This is a genomic window from Microbulbifer okhotskensis (assembly GCF_023895975.1).
Classification (GTDB): domain Bacteria; phylum Pseudomonadota; class Gammaproteobacteria; order Pseudomonadales; family Cellvibrionaceae; genus Microbulbifer; species Microbulbifer okhotskensis.
Genome location: NZ_JALBWM010000041.1, coordinates 21,490 through 35,948, shown reverse-complemented (window position 1 = coordinate 35,948; position 14,459 = coordinate 21,490). Strand labels below are relative to the sequence as shown.

Annotated in this window: 10 protein-coding genes; 3 read left to right on the top strand and 7 right to left on the bottom strand. The window is 50.3% G+C overall.

What is annotated here, in order from left to right:
• Together MO867_RS11170 and MO867_RS11165 are read right to left on the bottom strand one after the other, a co-directional pair.
• Positions 1-877, bottom strand: an 877-nt coding sequence (locus MO867_RS11170; protein WP_252466653.1) for a serine hydrolase domain-containing protein, incomplete at its 3' end; no start/stop codon positions are given.
• Between the two features lie 631 nt (positions 878-1,508).
• Positions 1,509-2,504, bottom strand: a complete 996-nt coding sequence (locus tag MO867_RS11165; RefSeq protein ID WP_252466649.1) for a GlxA family transcriptional regulator — start codon at positions 2,502-2,504, stop codon at positions 1,509-1,511.
• Between the two features lie 348 nt (positions 2,505-2,852).
• Here MO867_RS11165 and MO867_RS11160 point away from each other — a divergent pair, with 348 nt between their 5' ends.
• The 3 genes from MO867_RS11160 to MO867_RS11150 all read left to right on the top strand — a co-directional run bounded on the left by MO867_RS11160 (position 2,853) and on the right by MO867_RS11150 (position 5,461).
• Positions 2,853-4,028, top strand: coding sequence for a class I SAM-dependent rRNA methyltransferase (locus MO867_RS11160; protein ID WP_252466648.1), 1,176 nt, complete (start codon positions 2,853-2,855; stop codon positions 4,026-4,028).
• Between the two features lie 152 nt (positions 4,029-4,180).
• A complete protein-coding gene (locus MO867_RS11155; protein WP_252466647.1) occupies positions 4,181-4,627 on the top strand; it encodes a GNAT family protein in 447 nt (148 codons plus the stop codon).
• Positions 4,628-4,780: 153 nt separating this feature from the next.
• Positions 4,781-5,461, top strand: coding sequence for a phosphoadenosine phosphosulfate reductase domain-containing protein (locus MO867_RS11150; RefSeq protein WP_252466646.1), 681 nt, complete (start codon positions 4,781-4,783; stop codon positions 5,459-5,461).
• A gap of 60 nt (positions 5,462-5,521) precedes the next feature.
• Here the strand turns inward: MO867_RS11150 and MO867_RS11145 are convergent, their stop codons facing one another.
• The 5 genes from MO867_RS11145 to dnaA all read right to left on the bottom strand — a co-directional run bounded on the left by MO867_RS11145 (position 5,522) and on the right by dnaA (position 14,063).
• The gene (locus tag MO867_RS11145) at positions 5,522-7,321 is read right to left on the bottom strand and encodes a DUF1570 domain-containing protein (protein ID WP_252466638.1); all 1,800 of its coding nucleotides are present in this window, start codon (positions 7,319-7,321) and stop codon (positions 5,522-5,524) included.
• Positions 7,322-7,661: 340 nt separating this feature from the next.
• Complete coding sequence (gene gyrB / locus MO867_RS11140) at positions 7,662-10,082, bottom strand: DNA topoisomerase (ATP-hydrolyzing) subunit B (RefSeq protein WP_252466635.1); 2,421 nt, start codon at positions 10,080-10,082, stop codon at positions 7,662-7,664.
• An 18-nt stretch (positions 10,083-10,100) separates the two neighbouring features.
• Positions 10,101-11,207, bottom strand: coding sequence for a DNA replication/repair protein RecF (recF, locus tag MO867_RS11135; protein WP_252466632.1), 1,107 nt, complete (start codon positions 11,205-11,207; stop codon positions 10,101-10,103).
• A 129-nt stretch (positions 11,208-11,336) separates the two neighbouring features.
• Positions 11,337-12,443: a DNA polymerase III subunit beta gene (gene dnaN, locus MO867_RS11130; RefSeq protein WP_252466630.1), complete on the bottom strand. Its 1,107-nt coding sequence runs from the start codon at positions 12,441-12,443 to the stop codon at positions 11,337-11,339.
• 33 nt (positions 12,444-12,476) lie between these two features.
• Positions 12,477-14,063, bottom strand: coding sequence for a chromosomal replication initiator protein DnaA (gene dnaA, locus MO867_RS11125; protein WP_252466618.1), 1,587 nt, complete (start codon positions 14,061-14,063; stop codon positions 12,477-12,479).
• Positions 14,064-14,459: the final 396 nt, after the last annotated feature.

The window sequence follows — 14,459 nt, the reverse complement described above, 5'->3', positions numbered from 1 at the left end:
GTATCTGGCCGTGGTTCCTACCTATTTCGCCCCCTAAAACTGTCCGAAGTATTGTCTTATAGAACCGGGCGATATTTCGCTGTATATCTCCATTTGTCGGAGAGACTTCGGTGCTTTCCATCGAGACGGGGATAAAAACTTCTTCCTCCATCACTTCCAGATAGCTTTTCTGTTCGGCCCCGGCCAAAACTGCCCCCAAAAGAACCGTACCCAAAGTGCTGTAATAAAATTCTGTCCCCGGCTGGAAGAGCAATTCACTGCCATCAAAAACCCCCAGCGCTCGATACATATCGTCGTAGTGACTATTCAACGCCAACGTTTCATACAAACCGGCCCAATCGGTGTTTTTCTTGTAATGCGGTAAGCCCGACATATGGGAAGCCAGTTGGCGCGGAGTGATCACAGCCCATGCTGGGTTGGGCAATATCTCCAGATAGTTTGAAATCGGCTTATCCAGCTCAATCCTTTTCCGCTGTACAAGGCGTGCCAGCGCCGTTCCCGTTAATGCTTTTGAAGTGCTACCAATTCGAAAACGCGTCTCAGGACTGACGGGAATTTTCGCCTCTATGTCGGCCCAACCAGACGCGCCAGCCCAGACGACCTTGCCACAAGCCGAAACTGCCGCAGAGATTGCTGGAGCGCCGATTTCCTTGCGATGATCTTCTATTGCCAGAAGTGATTGTTCGGCGGCTTGCTCAAAGCCCTTATCGTTGAGTTTCTGTGTGGACACAGCCTTATCGGGTAGGACCTGCCAACCAAAAGGACTGAGCGGCAGAGCATCCTTCGACCAGGCATAGAATTGATAAACGGGCCAGAGCATATAGCCACAAAAGACCAGCACCGCGACGGTCCACACCCCAATTTTTTTACCGCTCATACATCTTCTCCAAGGGAAAGATAATGGGGCAATACTACCCCAAGAAAATCGAGTCAAACCGAAAATCCAAGTATTACATAACAATCAATAGGAAAAATGACATCATTACGACAAATCCCGACTAACGATCAAATAATTACATAAATAAATAATGAAAATTTGGAATTTATTTTTAGTTTCAACTGAGCTGTTTTTATCCATTATTGAATAACCCATACCACGGTACAGATAGCTGCACTCCGTAATCTACGAGCCCAATAAAAGTTTTTAATTATTCTCTGACTTCATAGATTTTCGTAAAAAAACATCTCGCAATATTAATATTTTCTACAAAAAACTAAGTGTATTAACTTGCTGGCTGTGCCTACTCTCTGCGTCTATAGGTCGACAATGTGAAAAGTGGCCAATTTTCCGATGTAAATGAAACAGAAATTGTTACTGAAAAGATATTAAAAAAATCCCACTCTCTAACGATTGGTCAAAGTAACTGTGACACAGCCTGCAAGCGCTAATTGGGTCTGGTAAATAATCATATTCAAAATATAGGGGAGCAACAAAGATGTAACACGCCCGTACAATCACAGTTGACTCTAAGAGCGCACGTTTCCCGAGCATGTCGAACAGATAACCTCTAATGAAAACGCTTGCGATACTCACTGGGCAAAATGCCTTTGTGCTTGCGAAAGGCCCTTCTCATTTGCTCCTGGGACTGGAAGCCACATAGCTTGGCGACTTTCTCCTGAGGTTGATTCTGTTCAGAAAACATCTGGCAGGCTTTATCAACTCGAATTTGCTCTAAAAAACGCGCTGGCGTTACACCCAGCTCCCGTACAAATGACCGGGCAAAGTTGCGCGGGCTCATCGCAGCTTCCTGCGCCAATCTCTCCACGGTAATTGGCAGGTGTACATTCTGGTACATCCATTCCACTAATCCAGCAAAGCGATCACTGTTTATCTGATTCTCCAGGCGAACACTAAATTGTTGCTGACCTCCATCCCGTTTTAAATAAAGTACGAGTATACGTGCCAGATTGAGCGCCAGGCCGCGGCCGTGATCCTCCTCAATCATCGCCAGCGCCAAATCTATGCCGGCTGTAATTCCCGCCGAAGTGTAGACATTGTCGTCGCGAATATAAATCGCGTCGGGATCAACTTGAACTTTCGCGAATTCCTGTAACTTGGAAACTTCCGCCCAATGTGTGGTCGCACGGCGTCCATCCAACACCCCAGCATTGGCAAGAATCAAGGCCCCACTACAGATTGAACCTATACGGGTCACTTTTGTTTGCTGCTCTGCTAACCATTCGAGTACCCCGCTGTTAGCGCAGGTAACAGCACAGGCTTGCGCTGACATACCACTGACCAGCAAGGTGTGGATGTTCTCGACCTCCTCGAATGAGTGATCCACATATAGCTTTATACCCGACGAGGTCACTACAGGTCCTTCCTTCAACCCAACAAGCTGGATCTCGTAGAAGTCATTGGATAAGCGACCTTCGGCTCGAAGCTGGTGATTGGCTAGGGCAAAAACTTCCAGGGGACCAGTGACATCGAGGCTGGTCGCACCGGGGCAGACCAGCATCGCAATCTTGCGGGCGCCATTTCCTTGCATTTCGTGCTTATTCATCGAGGCAGTTTTCCACAACAGCTGAGAGAAGGATAACTTAGTGACGTCAAATTCTGCCATCTAAAGTCATTTTAGACACCTCATTAGTCAAGACACAGAATAACAACCGTGTTTTCGAGGCATCAATTGTCGGTAAACGCTTGCTTACCGGGCAGCACTAGCAAATCTGAAGGCAATACTGATTACAATTGTGATTGCGTACTTCACCCCCGTCTCACGCTTTAAATGCTGGTCAGGTTTTTTATCTAACGCGTGCGATCGATAATGCAGCTCCTTTGCGCACTTGACCTTCGCTTTCGTGTCCGCACAATTACGCACCAATTTGTACAAACTGACGGAGTTTCCCTCTTGGTGGAATTAATACTGAATCGCGGCGCAGAGCGTCGCCTCAAACGCGGCCACTTGTGGATATACAGTAATGAAGTAGACACCAAGCGATCTCCGCTGAAAGGCATCGATCCTGGGAGCCAGTGCCAAGTGCTCGATAGCCAGGGAAAGCCGCTTGGCACCGCCCTAGTCAATCCCAGCCAGTTAATTTGTGGCCGACTAGTTAGTCGCACTATTGATTTCTCAGCCGCCGATGTTGGTGAGCGCATACAAACTGCCTACCAGTTGCGCCAACGCTACTTCGAACATCCCAGCTATCGTTTGATCTACGGTGATTCTGACTGGCTACCGGGATTGGTCGTAGACCGCTTCGGGGACTATCTGGTAGTACAGACCAGCAATTGGGGCATGGAACGTTATCAACAAGCCATTGTGGATAAGTTGGTGGCGCTTGTGCAGCCAAGAGGTATTCTTTTGCGCAATGACCACCAGGGCCGCTCAGTTGAGGATATGCCGCTGGTAAAGGAAACTGTTTATGGTGATGTCCCCGAAATGGCAGCCTTTGAGGAGAATGGTGTACCGCTATTGGCCCCGGTTCACCAGGGACAAAAGACTGGCTGGTTTTATGATCACCGTGAGAACCGCAGACTTTTGAACCGCTGGGTGAATGGCAAACGGGTTCTGGACCTTTTTTCTTATGCTGGCGGCTGGGGTGTCCAGGCACTGGCCAATGGAGCCTCCAGCACGGTTTGTGTGGATGCTTCACAGCAAGCCCTCGACTGGTGTGCTGTCAATGCAGAGCACAACAAGGTCTCTGAGAAGCTGACAACAGTTCAGGGTAAAGCCTTAGAAGTCCTTAAGTCTATGGTGGCGGACAAGGAACGGTTTGATGCCATTGTCCTGGACCCGCCAGCATTTATTAAAAGGCGCAAAGATCACAAAGCCGGACTGGCTGCCTATCACCATATCAATGAGCTCGCCATGCGTTTGTTGAAGAGGGACGGCCTGTTAGTCAGCGCCTCCTGCTCAATGCACCTGGAATCCGATGAGCTGCTGGACTGTGTGCGTGGTGCTGCCCATCGATTGGGGCGTCGTGCCTCCATCCTCGCCAGTGGTGGCCAGGGGGCAGACCATCCGGTCCACCCCGCAATTCCAGAAACCAATTACCTGAAGGCACACTTCGCTCACGTAGGTTGATGAGGCCTCTGAATTAACCGGACTGCAGCCCTATAGCTCAGTCCGCACTGCCCATGTCCAGACACACTAACTGATAGTAAGTATTTACTTATACCCTTATCAGGTTTTCTAGGATATAGCGCCTATATTGACTAGGATTCGCCGAGTTGTTCATGATGGGGCCTCTTATGCAACGGGCTGCAAAACTCTCGGATCTGGACCGGCTGGAACAGCTTTGGCTACACGCCGTCGCTAATTCACACCCCTCACTGCCTCGCCAGTTTTGGCTGGATCGTATTGGCTTGTTCCGAACTGACTGCAGCAACGCCAAGCGATGTAGGGTTTTCACCGGGAGGCACAGCGCAGTGGCCGAGGCCTTTATCACTGTCACCGGCGATGACCGTATCGCTTACCTGTGTGTCAGCCCGTTATTCTCCGGGTGCGGGATCGCCACAAATTTACTGACTGAGGCGACACGGGATATACCAAAACTTCAGGCTCAGGTGCTTCGGGAAAACCTTCGCACGCGCTACTTCCTGCAAAGACAGGGCTTTAAGGAGCAGGAACGTGACTACAGGGCAGAGTTTGGACAACACCTGATTCTGATGGGCTGTGGGTAGGTCTCTGACCTTTTCATTAAAGACCCGAGATATCGACGAAATCACTATCACTTATAACTTAAGCTTCTTGATCCACTTCTTTTTATTGTTTCTACGTGACTCTTGAACCGGGTAGCATGCGGGTCTTCCTAGTTTTCCTGAGCGCTGACTTTTATGGGACCCAACGCCTCCAGTCAAACACTGCAGCCTTTCCCGGACCGCATTTTCCATCACAATGCGGACCTGAATTCTATGAACCACCGTTTCGTGGGCGCCAAACCCAGTGAGATAATGCAGTTCACCATGGCAAACGCTCAGAACCCGGTGGTTTTCACCAATTTTCGTCCCCTGGCCGTGGCTTTCCTTCACCTGGTGACTGACGCTAAGCCGGACATTCCGGTGATCTGGGTTGATCACGGTTACAATACCCCAGAAACTTACCGCCATATTGAAAGGGTGGTGAAAACCCTAAATCTCAACTTGCGCACCTACGCGCCCAAGATGTCTGCGGCGCACTACAACGCCGTCTACGGGGGTATACCGCAACTGGACACCTCGGAGCACGATTTTTTTTCGCGCACGGTGAAACTGGAGCCATTCAACCGCGCCATGCAGGATCTGCAACCGGATGTATGGCTAAACGGTATCCGTCACGACCAGAATGCTCATCGCAAAAACTTGGATGTGTTTACCCAGGGCAATCACGGCACCATTCGAGTAGCACCTATGTTCCACTTGAGAGAAATTGATGTGGAAGAGTATGTTTACGAGAATGAGCTGCCGGATAACGATGTGTACTTCGATCCGACCAAAGGTGAAGAACACCGCGAGTGTGGTCTGCTACTGGAAAAATAATTCCGCCCTTTCCAATAACAACCCAAATTGACAGTGTTTCAGGCGCAAAGTAACCGATGGCTATTTTGCGCTGAAAAGTGTCGCTGCCTTGCTGGGGTCAACGAGTAGCTCCCCCTCGGCATAGAGTTCACATCGATCCCGCACCTGATATTTTATTCTCTGCTCCTCACAGGCTTGCAAGGCTATCTGGTTTGCTTCGGATTGATTAGTGCTTTGTTCCATGTAACCGGCTACGAAAGCCCCCCGGTAATCCAAAGCTATAGCCAGAGCTTTACTCCCGGATAATTTACGATACTGGGATAGTAGTTGCCCTAAGCCACTGCTGTTCGCCAACCAGTCTGCCGACGTCCCTTCGGCTTGCTCAATTTCCTTAGCCATCGACTGCAGGTTTACGCGCGACTCCTGGTTAGTGGCCTGCATCAAAAGTGGCTGTGTAACCAGGGAAAATAGCTCTCGGTCTCGATTGAGATAGAGTTCATGAGCGTACCACCAGGCAATATCTGGATCTCTCGGCGCTCGCAGGTATGCTTGTTCAAGCATTTCCGTATATTTTTGCCGTGGATACCCTAAAACCTGCATGGTAATCGCCAACTCATACCAGTAAGCCGGGACATCTCCATTGCTATTGATCAGCTCGACATAGTGGTCGCGGATATTTTTGAATTTTGCCGGATCAATGTCTTCTGACCGTGCAAGCTGTGTCGATAAGGCTGCTTTTGTAGAGGCTTCCAGGTACCAAACTTCACGGTGATACTTTTCAGGGATGGACGCCAGTATTTCTCTGGCCCTGGAAAAGTCTTCCTCTTCAATCGCAGCGATCACCAGGGAGGATTTTAATTCGGGGCTGGAGAACTGTTTTTTTTCTGCATAGGTAATAAATTTTTCCAATGCTTCCGTGCCCTGCCCTGTGATTGCCATAAAATGCGCAATTTCTGCGATCGCCTGACTGTTATTCAATGGTCGAGTCGAAAGTGATTCACTCTCGTTATCAATAACCAGCTCTCCCTCAAAATAATTAAACTCCTTTTTCGGAAGTTCTTTGTATTTATTATTGAGCACATCCAAAGGCAAGCCCAGCGCGGTAGAGAAGGATGACACTGGGTCCGCACCGGTATTGTAGGCTTCGAGGTACTTCCCCAACGCCTTGTTTCTCTCTGAGTCAAAAATAAGCCAGTGAGTGAGCATCCAGCCACTAGCATAAAGAGCCTCTACCTCTTTACTCTTAAGCGAACCCGGCACAGCTGTGAGAAGTTTCTCCAGTGGCATTTCATCCGCTCTATGGAGGCTAATTGCTCTATCTACAGGGATCTTGCCGACACTGAATTCTTTATTTTCACCAAATTCAACCGTAGAAAATACTTCCGCTATACCTTCACTGAACCAATACGGGTAATTATGCTGACTGCCACTGTAGGTTAAAAAGTGAGTGTATTCATGGAAAAGCGTTTGACGAGCAGGGTTTCCAGGAAGGTACCGGTTCCCTTTTAAGTTCATCACTGCAAAACTGCCGTGGGAAGTATTTTGAAATCGTCCTATCGTCCTACGAGCATTCCCGTCACCGGTGAATCCCTCAAAACTGCGCCGATCGGATAACGCATAAATCGTCAATTTTTGCTGGTCGGGCGAAAAATTTATATACCTTTGCGCAAAGTACCGGAATCGTTCCAGATCAACAGCCAACTTGTTAACACGTCGGGGACTGTCATTGGTAACTATGCGAAAGTGCTCGGTCTCAACTTCATACCAATCAGAATTTATTAATTTTTCAGTACTGGTACAACCAAATATTGAAAGTACCGCTAATACAATACAAATAAATATATAGAAATTTCCAGGTTGGAAATTTTTTAACTTTTTCATAAATATTCTATCCCCTAGCGATTTTACTTGCTCTTATAGAGGTATATCAATCCTGAGTATATACAACTATATTCTTATTTTCTGATAATTGATTTTGTAGCGCCAAATAACAAAACCCAAAAATATTGATGACAATTTTTTAGGGAAATTTTATATGTGCCGCATATGTGTGTCAGTTTTTCGGCTAAATAGATAGCGGGCAAACGCAACATTCAATAGCAAATGTTATTGAATGTTGCGGGTATTCTGAAAAAGAAAGAATATTTTAGAGCGCTTTCTCGTAGAGGGAATTTTCCGTGAGAAAACGCTGTATTTTTATCAGACCGGGGATTCAGAACAATTAAATGTCCAGGTTCTCTACCGCCAGGGCGTTAGTCTCGATAAATTCGCGACGCGGTTCAACATTATCCCCCATTAGCGTCGTGAAGATTTGATCTGCTGCAATTGCATCTTCCACAGTTACCTGCAGCATACGGCGGCTCTCCGGGTCCATAGTGGTATCCCACAGCTGATCCGGATTCATTTCACCCAAGCCTTTGTAGCGCTGAATTCCATAGCCCCGACGGCTTTCACCCATCAGCCAGTCCATGACTTCCGGGAAACTGCTGACCGGATGCTGCTTCTCTCCGCGCTGGATAAATGCGCCCTCTTCTAGCAGGTCCACCATTTTTTCACCCAGAGAGTAGATGGCGCCGTACTCAGCAGAGCCGAAGAACTCGTGATTGACTAGGTAATCGTGACCAACGCCGTGGGCCACTATATGGATGTGGGGCAGGAATAGACCACGTTCGGTATTCTCCTGAACGGTCACTTCGTGACGACGGGTTCCACCGCTCTCTTCATCTCCCAGTTTTTCCTGTAACAGTTCGCACCAGGCAGATACCTTCTCACGGGTCTGCAAGTCTTCCAGAGAGAGGTTGGGAAGGTAGATCATGCTGCGTAACACTTCCTCTGGGTAGAGGCGCGACAATCGATCTATGGTGGCCAGTACACTGCGATACTCGCCTACCAGGCTCTCCAGAGACTGGCCGGACAAGCCGGGTGCATCTGGGTTTACAAACAGCGTAGCGCCTTCGAGGGCGGCGTTGGTGAGGAACTGGGTCAACGCCGCCTCATCCTTCAGATACTGCTCTTGCTTGCCCTTGGATATCTTGTACAACGGCGGCTGAGCGATAAAGATATGGCCGCGCTGAATCAGCTCCGGCATCTGACGAAAGAAAAACGTCAGCAGTAAGGTTCGGATATGCGCACCGTCCACATCCGCATCGGTCATGATAATAATGCTGTGATAACGCAGCTTGTCCGGGTTGAATTCGCTTTTACCAATTCCGCAACCAAGAGCGGTGATCAAAGTGCCTACCTCAACGCTGGAAAGCATCTTGTCGAAGCGCGCTTTTTCCACATTGAGGATCTTCCCCTTCAACGGCAGAATCGCCTGAGTGCGACGGTCACGGCCCTGCTTGGCAGACCCCCCGGCGGAGTCACCCTCCACTAGGTAAATCTCAGACAAAGCAGGATCTTTTTGCTGACAGTCCGCCAGCTTACCAGGCAAACCTGCGATATCCAGAGCGCCCTTGCGGCGAGTCATCTCGCGCGCCTTACGCGCGGCTTCACGCGCTTTGGCGGCATCGATCATCTTGATGACAACGGACTTGGCTTCCTGGGGGTTTTCCAACAGATAATCGTTGAAGTGGTGTCCCATTTCCTGCTCGACCGCAGTCTTCACTTCAGAAGAAACCAGTTTGTCTTTGGTTTGCGAGGAGAATTTCGGGTCCGGCACCTTCACGGAGATAATTGCGGTTAGGCCTTCGCGAGCATCATCGCCAGTCGTATTGACCTTATCCTTTTTGCCCAATCCTTCGCGTTCAATATAGCTATTCAGGCCGCGAGTCAGGGCGGCGCGGAAGCCCGCCAAATGGGTGCCGCCATCCCGCTGGGGAATATTGTTGGTGTAACAGAAAATGTTTTCCTGGAAACTATCGTTCCATTGCAGAGCCACCTCCACCGCAGTGCCATCTTCACGCTGGCTATTGAAATGGAGTACCTTGTTGACTGGTGTTTTGTTCTGATTGAGGAATGCAACGAACGCACTCAGGCCGCCTTCATATTCATAAACTTCCTCTTTACCACTGCGCTCATCTTTCAGCACGATTCGCACACCGGAGTTCAAAAAGGACAACTCACGAAGGCGCTTGGCCAATATATCAAAGTGGAACTCGATATTATTAAAAGTCTCTGCGGAGGGTTTGAAATGTACTGTAGTCCCGCTGCTGTCACTTTCGCCGACAATTTCCAAAGGCGCCTGTGGCACACCATGGTGATATATCTGCTCGTGGATCTTGCCCGAACGGCGAATGGTCAATTTTAGCTCTCTCGACAGAGCATTCACCACCGAGACCCCTACACCGTGCAGACCGCCGGAAACCTTATAGGTGTTGTCATCGAACTTACCGCCGGCGTGGAGCACTGTCATAATAACTTCGGCCGCGGAAACCCCTTCTTCTGTGTGGATTTCTGTGGGAATACCGCGACCGTTATCAGATACTGATATCGACTCATCCGGATGGATGATTACACGGATTTCATCACAGTGGCCGGCCAGCGCTTCATCAATGGAGTTATCGACCACTTCGAACACCATGTGATGCAGGCCGGTGCCGTCGTCGGTATCGCCGATATACATTCCGGGGCGCTTGCGCACCGCATCCAGGCCTTTTAATACCTTGATACTGCTCGAGTCATAGCTTTGCTGCTCTGACATTTATTCGCTCCATTCAACTTATTGTGCGGCCGATGCTTCGGCGCTGATATCCCCATGTTCCACGTGGAACACTTTTGGGCAATTCCAAGGGGCATCAAGCGATCGCCAGGGACGGCTAGTGATGCCCGCTTCGATTCCGGTTACTAACACTTGGCTGGCACAGCGGCTCACCCAGTGCGCAAATATTTGTTGGTTGTTATCGTCCAGTTCCGCCGGCAAATCGTCCACTAGAAACACCGGTCTATCCCGGTGACGACAAACCAATTCTGCCATCGCAGTGCGCATAGCGCACACCAGCATCTTCTGCTGTCCTCGCGATAAGATATTGTGGGCTGGTTCGCCTGCGACAGTGAAGCGGACGTCAGCGCGGTGAGGACCAATACGAGTATGGCCTTGGGAAAAATCACCCTCCCGTGACTCAATAAGCGCCTCGCGTAATTCCATTTCTTTGCGCCAGCCACGGCGATAACCCATTTCAACTTGGCTTAAAAAACTCTTCGGCAACTCGCCCAGAAGATCAGAGACTGCGGCCTGCAGTAGAGTGAACTGCGCCAAGCGAAAGGTATTTACTTGCTCGCCGCTCGCTGCCAGCTGCTCCTCCCAAACACTAATTACGCCTGCGTCGATTTTACCACGACGCAGGAGCGCATTTCGCTGTCGCAATGCGATTTGATAATTTTTCCATTCTTGAGCAAACAAATGTTCCACGTGGAACACTGTCCAGTCCAATAAGCGACGGCGTACACCCGGACCCCCATCCAGAGCAGAGAAGCTCTCACTATTGATCAACTGCAGGGGTAAGCAATTGGCGAGTTGCGAGCTGGATTCTGCAGCTGCCTGATTAATCCTGACCCGGCCGGAGCCGTCTGATAGACGCTCCACACCCAAATTAAAACCTGAGTTCAACTGGGAGAAAACCGTTAATCCACTTGATTCATGTTGAATAACAGACTTGTGCTGGCGGGAACGGAAGGAACGCCCGGTAGCCAACATGTGTACAGCCTCCAGCAGCGAGGTTTTGCCACTGCCATTAACGCCATAAAATACATTGACTTCTGGAGCCAATGTCAAGTCAGCTTTACAGATATTACGGAAGTTAGATAAAAGAAGGCGGGTCAGCGCCATGGACACTTCCCCTAATTTGAACCCAGCAGCGCTGCCAAAAATGGGGCGCTGCATCTAAAGGCTGTTTCGTCGCTAAATGCGAGAACCCCTGTACACTTGTCTATGCCGAGCAGCAATGGATATACAGCTCTAGAGACGCATCGGCATAATTACATATACAGCATCACCTTCCTCAGGTTGCTGGAGGAGTGCACTGCTGTTTGCATCAGCGAGACTGATTCTAATCTGGCCGCTGTGAATAGCGCCCGTCACATCCAACAGATAGGACACGTTAAAGCCAATTTCCATCGGCTCACCCACGTAATCCACCATTATCTGCTCTTCCGCCTCTTCCTGTTCCGGATTATTCGCAACAATTTGCAGCAATCCCTCTGAAACCTGAAGACGCACACCTCGATACTTCTCATTGGACAGAATCGCAGCGCGGGAAAAGGCCTGGCGCAACCCCTGACGATCCGCATAGACCACGTTACCAGCGCCGCGCGGCAGAACGCGCTCATAGTCAGGGAACTTGCCATCCACCAATTTCGAAGTGAAGGTGAAGGGGCCACTAACTACGCGAATATGATTATTACCCAATACTACCTGGGCCTGGGCATCGCTATCTTCGAGCAGCCTACCCAGCTCTAAAACGCCTTTGCGTGGCACAATTGCCTGAATCGGTTCAGATACATCCAGACCTGGCGCATCTCTATCACACAGCGCCAGGCGATGGCCATCCGTCGCCACCGCTCGCAACTGCTGCGGACGGCACTCTAGCAATAAACCGTTCAAGTAATAGCGCACATCCTGCTGAGCCATAGCGAAGCTGGTGGCTTCTATCAGGCGTCGAATTTCACGCTGGGAGATATCAAAACGAGTCTGAGCGCTGGCCTCTTCCTGATTGGGAAAGTCGGCCGCCGGCAGCGTGGATAACTGGAAACGACTGCGGCCGCTACGAAGCACCAAACGCTCACCATCCCGCTCAAACTTTAGCTCCGCACCATCAGGCAGGGAACGACAAATATCCAACAGTTTGCGTGCAGGAACGGTTACCTCACCTTCCATTTCTACGCCATCTACTCCGAGACGGCCGACAATTTCTACTTCTAGATCAGTACCGGTCAGGGATAGCTCCTGCCCCTGCAACTGCATCAACACGTTGGCCAGGACTGGCAGAGTCTGGCGCTTCTCCACTACGCCAGCTACCAGTTGTAACGGTTTCAGAAGGGCGTCCCGGCTCACATTGAATTTCATCGGTAGTTTCGCCTTGTTTTGTCAGTTATTCGATTAAGTGGTCAACGACCGTGTCAGCAACTTCACATCCTCGCAGATATCCGCATCGGACTCCTGCAGCTCGCGAATTTTACGGCAAGCGTGAAGCACTGTTGTGTGGTCGCGACCACCGAAGGCATCGCCGATCTCCGGCAAGCTGTGATTGGTCAGCTCTTTGGCCAGGGACATAGCGACTTGGCGCGGGCGAGCTACAGAGCGACTGCGCCGCTTGGACAGCAGGTCCGACACCTTGATCTTGTAGTATTCAGCGACAACTCGCTGAATATTATCTACGCTCACCAATCGATCCTGTAGCGCCAACAGGTCTTTTAACGCCTCGCGCACGAGTACATCGTCTATCGCACGACCGGTAAACTGGGCATTCGCAATCACACGGCGAAGTGCACCTTCCAGCTCTCGCACATTGGAGCGGATACGCTGGGCGATAAAGAAGGCAGAGTCGTGGGGCAGTTCGACACCGACCTGCTCCGCCTTCTTCATCAAAATAGCAACGCGGGTCTCCAGCTCTGGCGGCTCAACCGCCACCGTAAGCCCCCAACCAAAGCGAGACTTAAGTCTCTCCTCAAGACCATCGATCTCTTTCGGATAGCGATCACAGGTCAGGATTATCTGCTGCCCTCCTTCGAGCAGGGCATTAAAGGTATGGAAAAACTCCTCTTGCGAGCGCTCCTTACCGGCAAAGAACTGGATATCGTCTATTAGCAGGGCATCCACAGAGCGATAGTAGCGCTTAAAATCGCTAATCGCATTGAGCTGCAGCGCTTTGACCATATCGGCAACAAAACGCTCTGAGTGCAAATAGACGACTTTTGCATTGGGGTTGCGCACTAACAGCGCATTGCCGACAGCGTGCATCAAGTGAGTTTTACCCAGGCCAACACCACCATATATAAAGAGTGGGTTATAGGCTCCGCCGGGGTTGTCCGATATCTGCTGTGCAGCCGCAAGGCCCAACTGGTTGGACTTACCTTCAACAAATGACTTGAAGGTAAAATTTCGGTTTAGGGAGCTGCCGTGCTTTATCGCCCCCTCCACTTCAACCTGCCTGGCAGGTTGTTCGGGCACAGAACGAGACATTCCATTCATGGCCGGCGAGCGCCGATCGGTCAGCGCCAGTTCGCCGGTGGTCATCTGACCCGCGGTCACCTCTTCGGCCACCGCGGGGTGCGGCACCGTCCTTGTTGAACCAAAGCCAAAACCGATTGACGACGTTGACGGCACTGGCGGGGAAACCGGAGGTGCCATGGGTACAGCTTGCATCGGTACCGGTGTCGGCACAGGTGTCGGCGGCGCCTCATTCATTACGTGGCTACGCTGGAAGCGCGTCGGTCTACGCGCAATTATCTCGAGCGCAACCTGCAACGGTTGGCCCTGCGCAAACTGGTGCACCAGCTCACGAATACGATTCAGGAATTTATCGCCAACCCATTCCAACACAAAGCGGTTCGGTGCGATCAGGCGCAGCTCGCCCTCAGCACTCGCGGGATTGACGCGCAACGGCCTGATCCAGGTATTGAACTGCTGTGAAGGCAGCTCATCCTGTAAACAGCTCGCGCACTGCTTCCATACGGATTCAGTCAAGAAACCCCCCAAAAACCCCAAAATGGTATGACCAAGGAGAAAACGGCAAGACCAGGCAGGAAACACCCGAAGCCGTCAAAATAAGATCGGCGCAGTATACCTTTCCACCGGCAGGTTATCCACAAGAAAGGCGGCTGCTGTTGAAAAAACTGCGTGAAAAGATCCACACAATCAAGTATTTGCACAACAAATAAACAATTACAGGGGTATGCGCTGAAATATTATCCACAGCAACTTGTGGATATCTTGGGGTCAATCAGTGGGCATCCAGAGATACCCCTGATGCCTCAAGGACTTGATGCGCTGACACGAAAAACCAAGAGCCTTCTATACATAGGAGCCTCAGAATAACCCCGTAATACCTCCGACTCTCAGAACGGCTCACAATTGAGGCGT